Origin of the sequence: Agrococcus sp. BE272 (genome assembly GCF_031457935.1) — a bacterium.
GTDB lineage: Bacteria > Actinomycetota > Actinomycetes > Actinomycetales > Microbacteriaceae > Agrococcus > Agrococcus sediminis.
The window spans coordinates 458896-473550 of record NZ_JAVDXL010000001.1 but is presented as its reverse complement, the minus strand read 5'-3'; the positions used below and the strand labels follow the sequence as shown (position 1 = coordinate 473550).

The 14655-nt window shown below is 73.0% G+C and carries 11 protein-coding genes; 10 read left to right on the top strand and 1 reads right to left on the bottom strand.

Translation table 11 applies throughout. From position 1 onward, the window contains the following. Positions 1 to 61 precede the first annotated feature (61 nt). The 4 genes from sucC (at position 62) to J2X49_RS02215 (ending at position 3312) form a co-directional block, all read left to right on the top strand. Positions 62 to 1228, top strand: a complete 1167-nt coding sequence (gene sucC, locus J2X49_RS02230; RefSeq protein ID WP_246990385.1) for an ADP-forming succinate--CoA ligase subunit beta — start codon at positions 62 to 64, stop codon at positions 1226 to 1228. Between the two features lie 11 nt (positions 1229 to 1239). Continuing rightward, the gene (gene sucD / locus J2X49_RS02225) at positions 1240 to 2139 is read left to right on the top strand and encodes a succinate--CoA ligase subunit alpha (protein WP_128190687.1); all 900 of its coding nucleotides are present in this window, start codon (positions 1240 to 1242) and stop codon (positions 2137 to 2139) included. A gap of 107 nt (positions 2140 to 2246) precedes the next feature. Beyond that, on the top strand, positions 2247 to 2444 hold the full coding sequence (locus J2X49_RS02220) for a hypothetical protein (RefSeq protein ID WP_146355590.1): 198 nt from the start codon (positions 2247 to 2249) through the stop codon (positions 2442 to 2444). Positions 2445 to 2499: 55 nt separating this feature from the next. Continuing rightward, positions 2500 to 3312 carry a hydrolase gene (locus J2X49_RS02215; RefSeq protein ID WP_310122009.1) on the top strand — a complete coding sequence of 271 codons (813 nt, stop codon included), beginning with the start codon at positions 2500 to 2502 and terminating at the stop codon, positions 3310 to 3312. A gap of 134 nt (positions 3313 to 3446) precedes the next feature. On the opposite strand, the gene J2X49_RS02210 is transcribed toward J2X49_RS02215, so the two are convergent. After that, entirely contained in the window at positions 3447 to 5663 is a 2217-nt protein-coding gene (locus J2X49_RS02210; RefSeq protein WP_246990388.1) for an NADP-dependent isocitrate dehydrogenase, read from the bottom strand. Between the two features lie 152 nt (positions 5664 to 5815). Here J2X49_RS02210 and J2X49_RS02205 point away from each other — a divergent pair, with 152 nt between their 5' ends. The 6 genes from J2X49_RS02205 to J2X49_RS02180 all read left to right on the top strand — a co-directional run bounded on the left by J2X49_RS02205 (position 5816) and on the right by J2X49_RS02180 (position 14453). Further along, a complete protein-coding gene (locus J2X49_RS02205) occupies positions 5816 to 7387 on the top strand; it encodes a DUF6350 family protein (protein WP_310122003.1) in 1572 nt (523 codons plus the stop codon). 10 nt (positions 7388 to 7397) lie between these two features. After that, complete coding sequence (gene purN, locus J2X49_RS02200; protein ID WP_310122001.1) at positions 7398 to 8036, top strand: phosphoribosylglycinamide formyltransferase; 639 nt, start codon at positions 7398 to 7400, stop codon at positions 8034 to 8036. Continuing rightward, a complete protein-coding gene (gene purH, locus J2X49_RS02195; protein WP_310121999.1) occupies positions 8033 to 9766 on the top strand; it encodes a bifunctional phosphoribosylaminoimidazolecarboxamide formyltransferase/IMP cyclohydrolase in 1734 nt (577 codons plus the stop codon). The genes purN and purH overlap by 4 nt, the downstream gene beginning before the upstream one ends. 25 nt (positions 9767 to 9791) lie before the next feature. Then, positions 9792 to 10340 carry an adenylate kinase gene (locus J2X49_RS02190; RefSeq protein ID WP_310121997.1) on the top strand — a complete coding sequence of 183 codons (549 nt, stop codon included), beginning with the start codon at positions 9792 to 9794 and terminating at the stop codon, positions 10338 to 10340. Positions 10341 to 10767: 427 nt separating this feature from the next. Further along, positions 10768 to 12648 carry an ABC transporter ATP-binding protein gene (locus tag J2X49_RS02185; RefSeq protein ID WP_310121994.1) on the top strand — a complete coding sequence of 627 codons (1881 nt, stop codon included), beginning with the start codon at positions 10768 to 10770 and terminating at the stop codon, positions 12646 to 12648. After that, positions 12645 to 14453, top strand: coding sequence for an ABC transporter ATP-binding protein (locus J2X49_RS02180; protein ID WP_310121992.1), 1809 nt, complete (start codon positions 12645 to 12647; stop codon positions 14451 to 14453). The genes J2X49_RS02185 and J2X49_RS02180 overlap by 4 nt, the downstream gene beginning before the upstream one ends. Positions 14454 to 14655: the final 202 nt, after the last annotated feature.

Below are 14655 nucleotides of genomic sequence, written 5' to 3'. Positions count from 1 at the left end.
TCCGCCGGAGGGCTAGGCTTGCCCAGGCGAATCCCCCACCCACACACGGATTGGATGACGCGTGGATCTCTACGAGTACCAGGCAAGGGACCTGTTCGAGCAGCACGGCGTGCCCGTGCTGCGAGGCATCACCGCCGACACCCCCGAGCAGGCCGAGGCAGCAGCCACGGAGCTCGGCGGCGGTGTCGTCGTGGTGAAGGCGCAGGTCAAGACCGGAGGCCGCGGCAAGGCCGGCGGCGTGAAGCTCGCGAAGAGCCCCGCCGAGGCGAAGGCGGCGGCGGAGGCCATCCTCGGCCTCGACATCAAGGGGCACACCGTGCACCGCGTGATGGTCGCCGAGGGTGCATCGATCGAGGAGGAGTACTACTTCTCCGTGCTGCTCGACCGCGCCAACCGCTCGTACCTCGCCATGTGCTCGTACGAGGGCGGCATGGAGATCGAGCAGCTCGCCGAGGAGCGCCCCGAGGCGCTCGCGAAGGTCGAGGTCGACCCCGCCGTCGGCATCGACGCCGCCAAGGCCGAGGAGATCGTGCGCGCCGCGAGCTTCCCCGAGGAGCTCGTCGCCAAGGTCGCCCCCGTGCTCGTGCAGCTCTACGGCGTCTTCGCCGCCGAGGACGCCACGCTCGTCGAGGTCAACCCGCTCGTGCTCACCGCGGGCGGCGACGTCATCGCGCTCGACGGCAAGGTCACGCTCGACGAGAACGCCGCGTTCCGGCACCCCGCGCACGCCGACCTCGAGGACAAGGCCGAGGCCAACCCGCTCGAGGCGAAGGCCAAGGCCGCCGACCTCAACTACGTCAAGCTCGACGGCCAGGTCGGCATCATCGGCAACGGCGCGGGCCTCGTCATGTCGACGCTCGACGTCGTCGCGTACGCCGGCGAGCAGTTCGGCGGCGTGAAGCCCGCGAACTTCCTCGACATCGGCGGCGGCGCATCCGCCCAGGTCATGGCGGCGGGCCTCGACGTGATCCTGGGAGACGCGGACGTCAAGAGCGTCTTCGTCAACGTCTTCGGGGGCATCACGGCGTGCGACGAGGTCGCCAACGGCATCGTGAAGGCGCTCGAGATCCTCGGCGACGAGGCCTCGAAGCCGCTCGTCGTCCGACTGGACGGCAACAACGTCGAGGAGGGCCGACGCATCCTCGCCGAGGCGAACCACCCGCTGGTGACCGTCGTCGGCACCATGGACGAGGCAGCGGCCAAGGCCGCCGAGCTGGCTGCGGCATAGGAGAGCAGAAGATGTCGATCTACCTCAACAAGGACAGCAAGGTCATCGTCCAGGGCATCACCGGCGGCGAGGGCTCCAAGCACACCGCCCGCATGCTCGCGGCCGGCACCCAGGTCGTCGGCGGCGTCAACGCGCGCAAGGCCGGCACGACCGTGACGCACACCGCGAAGGACGGCTCCGAGGTCTCGCTGCCGGTCTTCGGCTCGGTCGCGGAGGCGATGGCCGAGACCGGCGCCGACGTCTCGATCGTCTTCGTGCCGCCGGCCTTCGCCAAGGACGCCGTCATCGAGGCCATCGACGCGGGCATCGGCCTGCTCGTGGTCATCACCGAGGGCATCCCCGTGCAGGACTCCGCCGAGTTCTGGGCGCACGCGAAGGCGAAGGGCACGACCCGCATCATCGGCCCGAACTGCCCCGGCATCATCACGCCGGAGGAGTCGCTCGTCGGCATCACGCCGGCGAACATCACCGGCAAGGGCCCGATCGGCCTGGTGTCGAAGTCGGGCACGCTGACGTACCAGATGATGTTCGAGCTGCGCGACCTCGGCTTCTCGACCGCCATCGGCATCGGCGGCGACCCGGTCATCGGCACGACGCACATCGACGCGCTCGAGGCCTTCGAGGCCGACCCCGAGACGAAGGCGATCGTGATGATCGGCGAGATCGGCGGCGACGCCGAGGAGCGCGCAGCCGACTACATCAAGGCGCATGTGACGAAGCCGGTCGTCGGCTACGTCGCCGGCTTCACCGCGCCCGAGGGCAAGACGATGGGCCACGCCGGCGCGATCGTCTCGGGCTCGTCGGGCACCGCCGAGGCGAAGAAGGTGGCCCTCGAGGCCGCCGGCGTGAAGGTCGGCAAGACGCCGTCCGAGACCGCCCGCCTCATGCGCGAGGTCATCGAGTCGCTCTGACGTGAGCGCTCGCGGGGGGCCCCGGCTGCGGCCGGGGCCCTCCGTCATGCCGGCGTGCGGATGCGGGGGCTAGGGTGGGCGCACCTGACGCGAGCACGGAGGACGACATGAGCCATCACGACGACCACCAGCACGACCACCAGCACGACGCGGGCGACGACGGCACGAGGAAGCCCGGCGGCCTCGGCGACGAGGGCACCATCCCGAACGACCCGGACGGCCTCGGCGCGACGACGACCGATGAGGAGTCGACGTTCGAGCCCGAGGAGGACGAGCAGGCCGACCCCGACCTGCCCTCGCGCTAGCGCCGGCGGGATCGGGCGCTCGCGCGAGCGCCGGGTGCGGGTGCAGAGTGGGCGCATGACCATCCTCTGCGCGACGTGCGGTGTCGAGACCGGCGAGCCGCTCCCCGAGACCTGCGCCATCTGCGCCGACGAGCGGCAGTGGGTGCCGCTGCACGGGCAGATCTGGACGAGCACAGGCGAGCACGCGGAGCGCGGGATGCGCATCGACCTCGTCGAGGACGAGCCGGGCCTGTGGGCGCTCACCTCCGACCCGGCTGTCGGCATCGGGCAGCGGTCGCTGCTCGTGCAGACGCCCGAGGGCAACCTGCTGTGGGATCCGCTCGGCACGATCACGGATGCGGCGGTCGAGCAGGTGCAGGAGCTCGGCGGCCTCGCGGTCGTCGCAGCCTCGCACCCGCACATGTTCGGCGTGCAGTGCGCGTGGGCCGACGCGCTCGACGCGCGCGTGCTCGTGAACGCGCGCGACGCGTCCTGGGTGCAGCGCGAGCTTCCGCGCGTCGAGCAGTGGGATGACGAGCTCGAGGTGCTGCCCGGCGTGCGGCTCATCCGCATGGGCGGGCACTTCCCCGGCGCGGCGGTCGCGCTGTGGGAGCAGGGCAGCGACGGGCACGGCTCGCTGCTGGCGGGCGACACGATGCAGCCGAAGCCCGACCGCGCGAGCGTCGGCTTCATGCGGTCGTACCCGAACAACATCCCGCTGTCGGCCGGCGTCGTGCGGCGGCTGGCCGACCAGGCGGCGACGCTGCGCTTCCGGCGCATCTACGGCAACATCGGCGGGCAGGTGATCGACGACGGCCCCGCCGCGATCGCCCGCAGCGCCGAGCGGCACATCGCCTGGGTGACGGGCGAGCACGACGACCTCACGTAGGGCCCGCGCTGCACCCGCCGCGTCGACCGGGGCGGATGCGCCCGTCTGGGGCCGGCGCGCCCGCCCCGCTCGGGCGCATCCGCCCCACTCGACGACGAAGGGCCCGGCCGGAGCCGGGCCCTTCGAGCGCTGCGTCAGCGCAGCGGCGCGAGGATCGCGTTCAGCGACGCGCTCGGACGCATCGCCGCGTCGGCGAGCTCGGCGTCGACGCGGTAGTAGCCGCCCAGCTCGACCGGGCTGCCCTGCACGTCGAGCAGCTCCTGCTCGATCGTCGCCGTCTGCGCGACGAGCTGCTCGGCGACCGGCCCGAACGTGGCCGCGAGGTCGGCGTCCTCGGTCTGCGCCGCGAGCTCCTCGGCCCAGTAGCGCGCGAGCCAGAAGTGGCTGCCGCGGTTGTCGAGCTCGCCGACCTTGCGCGACGGCGACTTGTTCTCGTCGAGGAACGTGCCGGTCGCCGCGTCGAGCGTCTCGGCGAGCACGCCCGCGCGGGCGTTGCCGGTCGTCTCGGACAGGTGGCGGAACGACTCCGCGAGCGCCATGAACTCGCCGAGCGAGTCCCAGCGCAGGTGGTTCTCCTCGACGAGCTGCTGCACGTGCTTCGGGGCCGAGCCGCCGGCGCCGGTCTCGAACAGGCCGCCGCCGTTGAGCAGCGGCACGACCGACAGCATCTTCGCGCTCGTGCCGAGCTCGAGGATGGGGAACAGGTCGGTGTTGTAGTCGCGCAGCACGTTGCCCGTGACCGAGATGGTGTCCTCGCCGCGCCGGATGCGCTCGATCGAGAGCTTCGTCGCCTCGACCGGGCTGAGGATCGTGATCTGGAGCCCGTCGGTGTCGTGCTTCGCGAGCTCCTCCTCGACCTTCCTGATCAGCTCGGCGTCGTGCGCGCGCGCCTTGTCGAGCCAGAAGACCGCGGGGGTCGACGAGGCGCGGGCGCGCGTCACCGCGAGCTTCACCCAGTCGCGCACCGGCACATCCTTCGTCTGGCAGGCGCGCCAGATGTCGCCGGCCTCGACGTCGTGCGCCATGAGCACCTCGCCGGAGGAGCTCACGACCTCGACCCGGCCGTCGCGCTCGATGCGGAACGTCTTGTCGTGCGAGCCGTACTCCTCGGCCTTCTGCGCCATGAGGCCCACGTTCGGCACCGAGCCCATGGTGGTGGGGTCGAAGGCGCCGTTGGCCTGGCAGTCCTCGATGACGACCTGGTAGATGCCGGCGTAGGAGGAGTCGGGGATCACGGCGAGCGTGTCGGCCTCCTCGCCGTCCGGGCCCCACATGTGGCCGGACTGGCGGATCATCGCCGGCATCGACGCATCCACGATCACGTCGGAGGGCACGTGCAGGTTGGTGATGCCGCGGTCGGAGTTCACCATCGCGAGGCGGGGGCCGTCGGCGAGGCCCTGCTCGATCGCCTGGCGGACGCCCGCGGCGGTCGACTCGTCGAGCTCCGACAGGCCGGAGAGGATCGAGGCGAGGCCGTTCTCGGCCGAGAGGCCCGCGGCCTCGAGCTGGGCGCCGTAGCGCTCGAAGACGGCGGGCAGGAACGCGCGCACGACGTGGCCGAAGATGATCGGGTCGGAGACCTTCATCATCGTCGCCTTCAGGTGCGCCGAGAACAGCACGTGCTCGTCGCGGGCGCGCTGCACCTGCTCGGCGAGGAACGCGTCGAGCGCCTTCGCGCTCATGAACGTCGCGTCGACGATCTCGCCCTCGAGCACCGCGAGGCCGTCCTTCAGCACCGTCGTCTCGCCGTCGGCGACGAGGCGGATCTGGAGGGTGTCGGCGGCCGGCATCGTGACCGACTGCTCGTTGGCGCGGAAGTCGTCGGCGCCCATCGTGGCGACGGCGGTCTTCGAGTCGTCGGCCCACGCGCCCATCGAGTGGGGGTGCTTGCGGGCGTACTCCTTCACCGAGCGGGGCGCGCGGCGGTCGGAGTTGCCCTCGCGCAGCACGGGGTTGACGGCGGAGCCCTTGACGGAGTCGTAGCGGGCGCGGATGTCGCGCTCGTCGTCGGTCGTGACCTCGTCCGGGTAGTCGGGGAGGGCGATGCCCTGCGACTGCAGCTCGGCGATCGCGGCCTTCAGCTGCGGCACCGATGCCGAGATGTTGGGCAGCTTGATGATGTTGGCCTCGGGCGTCTTGGCGAGCTCGCCGAGCTCTGCCAGCGCATCCGCCTCCTGCTGGTCGGCAGGCAGGCGGTCGGCGAACGACGCGACGATGCGCCCGGCGAGCGAGATGTCGCGGCGCTCGACCTCGACGTCGGCCGCGGCGGCGAACGCCTCGACGATCGGGAGGAACGAGTGCGTCGCGAGCATCGGCGCCTCGTCGGTGTACGTGTAGATGATCTTGGCCATGCGGCTCGAACCCCTCGCGGTCTCGGAATGGCGGCGGCCGCGAGTGCGTGCGCGGGCCGCGCCGTGCGGCTCCAACCTACCGCGACCTCGCTCGGGCGGCGCGCGGCGGGGCAGCCCCGACGAGGGCGGATGCGTCGATACAGTTGCCAGCCGTGAGAACAGGGCCCGCAGTGCGCCGCCTGTGGGCCGGGATCGGCCAGGCGGTGGAGTCGGCCGCCATCGTGGCGGTCGGCATCGTGCTGTGCGCGCTCGTGCTGCTCGCCGTCTGGGGCATCGACCAGGGCTTCGCCGGCGACCCGTCCGCGCAGTGGCGCGTCGCGGTGGACGCGTGGCTGCTCGGCCACGGCGTCGCGATCGGCGTGACGCTCGGCACCGACGCGATCGTCGCCGTGGGCATCGAGGAGGCCGGGAGGCCCTTCGTGCTCAGCCTCGGCGCGTGGGGGATCGGGCTCATCACCTTCTGGCTCCACTGGCGCAGCGGCCGCCGGCTCGCGGAGCTGCCGCTGATCGAGACCGGCATCGCCGTGGCGTCGGGCGCCGTCGCGACGGGCCTCGTGGGCCTCGGCGCCGCCGCGACGGCGACGCACGGCATCGCCGCGCCCAACCTCGGTCAGGCGTTCGCCCACCCGGCGCTCGTGGCGCTCGCGGGCATGCTCGCCGCGGTCCTCGCGGTGCACGGCCACGACTGGCTCGCCGCCGCCGCGCGCGGGCTCACGATCGAGGAGGGGTGGATGCGCGCCATCCGCACCGCGATCCGGTCGGGCCTCGGCGGGGCGGCCGGGGTGCTCGGCGCCGGCGCGCTCGTGCTCGGAGCGGGCCTCGTGCTGCGCTTCACCGACGGCATCCTGCTGATGGAGGCGCTGCAGGTCTCGCACGTGGGCGTCGTCGTGCTGTTCCTCGTGCAGCTGGCGCTCCTGCCCGTCGCGGTCGTGTGGGCCGCGTCATGGGCGATCGGGCCGGGCTTCATGATCGGCACCGGCTCGAGCATCTCGCCGCTCGGCACCGACCTGGGGCCGGTGCCGTCGCTGCCGCTCCTCGCCGCGATCGACCCCGAGGCGGCGCCCTGGATGCTCGCGGTGGTGGCGCTGCCCGTGCTCGCGGGCGTGCTCGTCGGGGTGCTCGCGCGCCAGACGATGCTCGCCGGCACGGCCGAGCGCCCGGTGCACTGGTGGGAGCTCGCGATCGCCGGCGTCGGCGGCGGCGCGCTCGCGGGGGCGCTGCTCGGCGTCGCGGCCATGCTCGCCACGGGCTCGGCGGGGCCCGGCCGCCTCGCCGAGACGGGGCCCGACGCGGTGCTCGTCGCGGCGTGGGGCGCGCTCGAGGTGGGCGCCGGGCTGCTGGTCGGCATGGCCGCGGGCGGCCGCGGCGCCGGGGCGCTCGCAGGCATCGCGCTGCCGCTCGCCGGCGAGCGCGAGGGCTCGCGGGTGCGTGACTTCCTCGGCTTGGGCGCGGCGGATGCGCCCGACGGTCGGGAGGCGGCGGCGGATGCGGCCGACGGGCGCGAGGGCGAGGCCGAGTCCGAGGCGGCGGATGCGTCGGCGGACGACGCGCCGGTCGTCGCGCCGAGCGCCGACGACCAGGAGACCGCCGCGATCGCGCCGCTCGCGGACGCGCAGGAGACCGCGGCGATCGCGCCGCTCGCCGACGCCCGGGCCGAGCGCGCGGCCGGGGCCGAGCCGACCCATCCGGAGCCCGCGCCCGAGCAGGGTCGTCCTGCGACGTAGGATGGAGCGCGTGCTGCGCCTCGTCGTCCTCGTCTCCGGCAGCGGCACCAACTTCGCGGATCTGCTCGAGCGCACGCGCGCGGGGCGGGTGCCCGCCGAGATCATCGCCGTCGGCGCCGACCGCGAGTGCGGCGGCCTCGAGATCGCCCGCGCCGCAGGGATCCCCACCTTCGTCGAGCCGTTCCAGCCGCCGCGCGAGGCGTGGTCGATGCGGATCGCCGACCGGATGGCGGCGTTCGAGCCCGACGTGGTCGTGCTCTCGGGCTTCATGCGGCTGCTGTCGGCCGCCGCGGTCGCCCGCTTCGAGCCGGCGATCCTCAACACGCACCCCGCGTTCCTGCCCGAGTTCCCGGGCGCCCACGGCGTGCGCGACGCGCTCGCGGCCGGCGCGACCGAGACCGGCGCCTCCGTCATCATCGTCGACAGCGGCGTCGACACCGGTCCGATCCTCGCCCAGCAGCGCGTGCCCGTGCTGCCCGACGACACGCAGGACTCGCTGCACGAGCGCATCAAGCTCGTCGAGCGCGACCTGCTCGCGCAGGTGATCGGCGACATCGCCGACGGCACGTGCGACCTCGCCGAGCACTGCAGCGAGCGCGGGCGCCACCGACCGACGCACCCCGACCCGAGACCAGAGGAAGCACAGTGAGCGGACCCCAGCACGACCCGAGCCTCTACCGCGAGCGCGACGCGGTGCCCTTCCGCCGGGCGCTGCTGTCGGTGAGCGACAAGACCGGCATCGTCGAGCTCGGCCGCGCCCTGTCCGACGCGGGCGTCGAGCTCGTCTCGACCGGCTCGACCGCGCGCATGCTCGCGGACGCGGGCCTCGCGGTCACCGAGGTGGCCGAGGTCACCGGGTTCCAGGAGGCGCTCGACGGGCGCGTGAAGACGCTGCACCCGGCGATCCACGCGGGCCTGCTCGCCGACCTGCGGCTCGAGCACCACGAGGCGCAGCTGGCCGAGCTCGGCATCGCGCCGTTCGAGCTCGTCGTCGTGAACCTCTACCCGTTCGTCGAGACCGTGCGCTCGGGCGCCGCCGACGCCGACGTCGTCGAGCAGATCGACATCGGCGGACCGGCGATGGTGCGCGCCTCGGCCAAGAACCACGCCAACGTCGCGATCGTCACCGACCCGCGCATCTACCCGCTCATCGCGAAGGCCGCCGCCACCGGGCTGTCGCTCATGCAGCGCCGCGCGCTCGCCCGCGACGCGTTCGCCCACACCGCCGCCTACGACCGCGCCGTCGCGCGCTGGTTCGCCGGCGAGCCGGTCGACGAGGCGGCCGCCGCGCAGCCGGCCGCTGCCGCGGCAGGCGATGCGGCCGCGGCGCCGGCGCAGGAGGCGGCGCCCGCTGCCGCCTCGCCCGCGGCGACCCGCGCGCCCGAGCCGGCCGAGGCATCCGCCCCCGACACCTCGAGCGCGACGGGCCTGCTGCAGGCCGTCGGCCGGGCGACGCTCGTCGCCGGCCTGCGCTACGGCGAGAACAGCCACCAGCAGGCGGGCATCTTCGCGCTGCCCGGCGGCCGCGGGATCACGCAGGCCGAGCTGCTGCACGGCAAGCCGATGTCGTTCAACAACTACGTCGACGCCGACGCCGCCCTGCGCGCCGCCTTCGACTTCACCGAGCCGGCGGTCGCGATCATCAAGCACGCGAACCCCTGCGGCATCGCCATCGCCGCGCCGCGTGCCGACGACCCGATCGCCTCGGCGCACGAGCGCGCCCACGCGTGCGACCCGGTCTCGGCCTTCGGCGGCGTGATCGCCGCGAACCGGCCGGTCACGCGCGCGATGGCCGAGACGGTCAAGGACATCTTCACCGAGGTCGTCGTCGCGCCCGACTTCGAGCCCGAGGCGCTCGAGCTGCTGACGCAGAAGAAGAACATCCGCCTGCTGCGCCTGCCCGAGGGCTACGCGCGCGAGGGCTCCGAGCTGCGGCAGGTCTCGGGCGGCGTGCTCGTGCAGCAGCCCGACACGTTCGAGGGCTTCTCGTCGCACACCTGGCGCCGCGTCTCGGGCTCCCACGTGCCGGATGCGGTGCTCACCGACCTGGAGTTCGCGTGGCGGGCCGTGCGGTCGGTGAAGTCGAACGCGATCCTGCTCGCCTCGGGCGGCGCCTCCGTCGGCGTCGGCATGGGCCAGGTCAACCGGGTCGACTCGTGCCGGCTCGCGGTGACGCGCGCGGGGGAGCGGGCCGCGGGCTCGGTCGCCGCGTCGGACGCCTTCTTCCCATTCGCCGACGGCCTGCAGATCCTGCTCGACGCCGGCGTGACCGCGGTCGTGCAGCCGGGCGGGTCGGTGCGCGACGAGGAGGTCATCGCGGCCGCGAACGCCGCCGGCATCACGATGTACTTCACGGGGGAGCGCCACTTCGCCCATTGACCGGGCGCCTCGGTAGGGTCGCCGGGTGAGCGCGGGGACCATCGACGACGTGCGGCGGGCGCGCCGCGTGCTGTGCTTCGGCGCGACCGGGTCGGGCAAGTCGACCATGGCGACCCGGCTCGGCGAGCGGCTCGGGCTCCCCGTCACGCTCGTCGACGACCTGTGCTGGGATCCGGGCTGGCGGGAGCCGTCGCAGGAGGAGCGCGACCGGCGCGTGCTGCCGCTGCTGGAGCGCGAGGCGTACGTCTTCGACTCGGTCTACGGCCCGCACAACGCGGTGGCGCTCGAGCGCGTCGACGCGATCGTCGCGCTCGACTACCCCCGGCACGTCTCGCTCGCGCGGCTCATCCGCCGCACGGCCCGCCGCATCCGCACGGGCGAGCTCGTCTGCAACGGCAACGTCGAGACCCTGCGCCTCGCCCTCGCGCGCGACTCGATCATCGTGTGGCACTTCCGCTCGTGGCGCTCGAAGCGCGAGCGGATGCGCCGGTGGCACGCGGATGCGTCGGCGCCGCCCGTGCTGCTGCTGCGCCGGCCCGCCGAGGCCGACGCCCTGCTCGCGCAACTCGGCTGAGCCGGCTTCGCCGACCCGCTCCACCCCGGGCGACCCGGTGCACCGGGTCGCGTCGGGTCGATCGGGTCGGGAACCGCGGTGAGGACTGCTCGAGGAAGTGATCGGGAAACGCCGATGGGGGCTGGACGCGGCGCTGTGAGCCTGCTTAGAATCGAAGGCTGTCCGCGCCACCAGGGAGCGGCTGACCTGGAGGATGCCATGAGCACGACGACGACCGCCCCGATCGCTGCCGGCCGTGCCCTCCGCGTCCGCCTCGTCCCCGCCGGACGCCGGTAGCGAGCGGGGCCTCCCGCCCGCCGCGAGCACCGCTCGCCCCGTCGTGTCGGCAGCACCGCCGACGATCGACGCAGCACCACCATCGCGACCCACCCGTCGCACCGCACCATCGCCGATGCACGACGTCGGCGACCTCGAAGGATCCCCTCCCATGTCCTCGACGCCTCCCGATCCCACTCCCACGAAGGTCGCCGGGCACCTGCCCGCGCTCGCGCGCCTGCTGCCGTTCCTGCGCCCGGTGCTGCCGCGGCTGCTCTGGGGCACCGCCGCCGCGCTCGTCTCGGCGCTGCTGAGCCTCGCCACCCCGATCGCGATGCGCGCGCTCGTCGACGGCCCGCTCGCCGAGCGCGACTCCGCCGCCGTGTGGCCCGTCGCGATCGCGATCCTGGCACTCGCGCTCGGCGAGGCGTTCTTCGTCTACATGCGCCGGTTCCTCGTGACGCTGCCGTCGACGCAGGTCGAGGCGTCGATGCGCCGCACCCTCTACGCGAAGCTGCAGGCGCTGCCGGTCGCCTTCCACGACCGCTGGCAGTCCGGCCAGCTGCTCAGCCGCGCCGTGCAGGACCTCGGCATGATCCGCCGCTTCAGCGCCTTCGGCGCGCCGCTGCTGGTCGTGAACGCGATCACGCTCGTCGTGGGCATCGTCATCCTGTTCTTCTGGAGCCCGCTGCTCGCATCCGTCTTCGTCGTGCTCTCGGCGCCGGTCGTGTTCGTGGCGCTGCGCTTCGAGCGCCGCTACTTCGTCGTCTCGCGCGCCGCGCAGGACCAGGCGGGCGACCTCGCCACGACCGTCGAGCAGTCGATCCACGGCATCCGCGTGCTGAAGGCCTTCGGTCGCGGCCGCCACGCGCTCGAGGGCTTCACCGACCAGGCGTCGACGCTGCGCGAGACCGAGATCGACAAGGCCCGCATGGACGGGTACCTGTGGATGTGGCTGACGATCGTGCCGTACATCTCGTACGCCGTCTGCCTCTTCCTGGGCGTCTGGCTGGCCGCGAGCGACCAGATCTCCGTCGGCACGCTCTTCGCGTTCTTCGCCGTCGCGATGGTGCTGAACTGGCCGATCGAGTCGATCGGGTTCCTCTTCGCGTTCCTCATCGACGCGTCGAACGCCTCGCGCCGCTTCCACGAGATCCTCGACGCCGAGAACACGATCGTCGACCCCGAGCGGCCGACGACGATCCCCGCGCCGAAGGGGCGGCTCGTGTTCGACGACGTGCACTTCCGCTACCAGGACGCGCAGCCGCACGAGCGCGACCTCGTCGACGGCGCGAGCCTCGTGCTCGAGCCGGGCGAGACGATGGCGCTCATCGGCGTCACCGGCTCCGGCAAGACGACGCTCACCGCGCTGCCCGCGCGCCTGTACGACGTCACCGGCGGCCGCGTGCTGCTCGACGGCGTCGACGTGCGCGACCTGTCGCTCCAGGAGCTGCGCACGCACGTCGCGATGGCCTTCGAGGACGCCACGCTCTTCTCGGCCTCCGTGCGCGACAACGTGCTCATGGGCGCCCCGGATGCGTCGGAGGATGCCCTCGACCGCGCGCTCGCGATCGCGCAGGCCGACTTCGCGCGCGACCTGCCGGACGGCCTCGACACGCAGATCGGCGAGGAGGGCCTCTCGCTCTCCGGCGGCCAGCGGCAGCGCCTCGCGCTCGCCCGCGCGGTCGCCGCCGACCCCGCGGTGCTCGTGCTCGACGACCCGCTCTCGGCGCTCGACGTCGAGACGGAGGCGCAGGTCGAGGCCGCGCTGCGGCACGTGCTCGAGCGCACGACGGCGCTGATCGTCGCGCACCGCCCGAGCACGGTGCAGCTCGCCGACCGGGTGGCGCTCATGCGCGACGGCCGGATCGACGACGTCGGCACCCACTCCGAGCTGCTCGCGCGCAGCGAGCACTACCGCTACGTGATCTCGAGCCTCGAGGAGGCCGAGCGCGACAGGACGAGCATCGAGGCCGTCACCGGCTCGATGCAGCGCGTCGACCTCGACGACCTCGACGGTCTCGACGCACAGACCGAGGAGGTGTCCCGATGACCGTCCAGGGCGTCGCGGGCGAGGACCGCACCGACTACACGAAGGCCGAGTCGAAGGCCATCCGAGCGCGCTCGCGGAAGCTGCTCGGCGCGCTGCTGCGGCCGCACATCGGCCGCGTCGTCGTGACGATGATCCTGGTGGTGATCGCGGTCGCCGCGAACATCGCCGGTCCCATGCTCATCGCGTACGGCATCGACCACGGCCTGCCGGCGATCGTCGAGCGCGCCGACTGGATGCCGCTGTGGGCGGCGACGCTCGCCTACATCGTCGCGGCGATCCTCGGCGGCGTGCTCATGTACGTCTACACGGTGAGCATCGCGCGCATCAGCCAGACGGTGCTGTTCGAGCTGCGCCGCCGGCTCTTCGACCACGCGCAGCGCCTGAGCCTCGAGTTCCACGAGTCCTACACGTCGGGCCGCATCATCGCGCGCCAGACGAGCGACCTGGAGTCGATCCGCGACCTGCTCGACCAGGGCCTCAACGAGCTCGTGCGCGGCGTGCTGTTCATGTCGTTCACGGGCATCGCGATGGCGATCCTCGACCCGCTGTCGGGCCTCATCATCGGCATCGCGCTCATCCCGGCGATCATCCTCACGCGCTGGTTCCAGGTGCGCTCGACGGTGCTGTTCCGCGAGACGCGCACGACGAGCGCGCGCATGATCGTGCACTTCGTCGAGACGATGACCGGCATCCGCGCCGTGAAGGCGTTCCGCAAGGAGCCCGCCAACCAGCGCGACTTCGACGAGCGGGTCGACGACTACCGCGACGCGAACTTCCGCACCATCAACATCTTCGGCATCTACGAGCCGGGCATCATGGCGATCGGCGCGATCACGGTCGCGACGCTCGTGCTCGTCGGCGGCCTGCGGGTCGTGGATGGGTCGCTGCAGATCGGCGCGCTGCTCGCGATCGCGCTCTACGCCCGCAACTTCTTCCAGCCCATCCAGGGCATCGGCATGTTCTTCAACGGCTACCAGTCGGCCTCGGCCGCGCTCGAGAAGATCTCGGGCGTGCTCGAGGAGGAGCCGACGGTCAAGGAGCCGGTCGCCGCGCAGGCGCTGCCCGCCTCGCGCGGCCAGATCGACTTCGACCGCGTCGAGTTCTCGTACGGCAGCGGCAAGGTCGTGCTGCCCGACTTCGACCTGCACATCCCGTCCGGCCAGACGATCGCGCTCGTCGGCACCACCGGCGCCGGCAAGTCGACGCTCGCGAAGCTCGTCTCGCGGTTCTACGACCCGACGGCGGGCAGCGTCAAGCTCGACGGCGTCGACCTGCGCCAGCTGTCGAACGACGACCTGCGGCGCGCGGTCGTGATGGTGACGCAGGAGGCGTACCTGTTCTCGGGCACCGTCGCCGACAACATCGCGCTCGGGAAGCCCGGCGCGACCGACGACGAGATCGAGGCGGCCGCCCGCGCGGTGGGCGCGCACGAGTTCATCGAGGCGCTGCCCGACGGCTACGACACCGACGTGAACAAGCGCGGCGGGCGCGTGAGCGCGGGGCAGCGGCAGCTGCTGTCGTTCGCGCGCGCGTTCCTCGCCGACCCGCGGGTGCTCATCCTCGACGAGGCGACCGCCTCGCTCGACATCCCCTCGGAGCGGCTCGTGCAGGAGGGCCTCACGACCCTGCTCGCCGACCGCACGGCGATCATCATCGCGCACCGCCTGTCGACGGTCGCCATCGCCGACCGTGTGCTCGTGATGGAGCACGGCCGCATCATCGAGGACGGCTCGCCCGACGAGCTGATCGAGGCGGGCGGCAAGTTCGCGTCGCTGCACCGCGCGTGGCGGGAGTCGCTGGTCTAGCGCCCCAGCTGGTCGAGCCGCCGGCCGGAGGCCGGCGAGTCGAGACCACCCCGCTGCTGCAGGATGCGGGGTGGTCTCGAGACGCCCGCGGCCTGCGGCCGCGGACTCCTCGACCAGCGGAGGGGGCGGACGCGGGGTGGTCTCGAGACGCCCGCGGCCTGCGGCCGCAGGCTCCTCGACCAGCGGAGGGGCGGCCGCGGGC

Excerpts from the sequence above, each read along its gene's own strand:
- sucD (WP_128190687.1), top strand. The coding sequence starts at position 1,240 with ATGTCGATCTACCTCAACAAGGACAGCAAGGTCATCGTCCAGGGCATC.
- J2X49_RS02220 (WP_146355590.1), top strand. The coding sequence starts at position 2,247 with ATGAGCCATCACGACGACCACCAGCACGACCACCAGCACGACGCGGGC.
- J2X49_RS02215 (WP_310122009.1), top strand. The coding sequence starts at position 2,500 with ATGACCATCCTCTGCGCGACGTGCGGTGTCGAGACCGGCGAGCCGCTC.
- J2X49_RS02210 (WP_246990388.1), bottom strand. The coding sequence starts at position 5,663 with ATGGCCAAGATCATCTACACGTACACCGACGAGGCGCCGATGCTCGCG.
- J2X49_RS02185 (WP_310121994.1), top strand. The coding sequence starts at position 10,768 with ATGTCCTCGACGCCTCCCGATCCCACTCCCACGAAGGTCGCCGGGCAC.
- J2X49_RS02180 (WP_310121992.1), top strand. The coding sequence starts at position 12,645 with ATGACCGTCCAGGGCGTCGCGGGCGAGGACCGCACCGACTACACGAAG.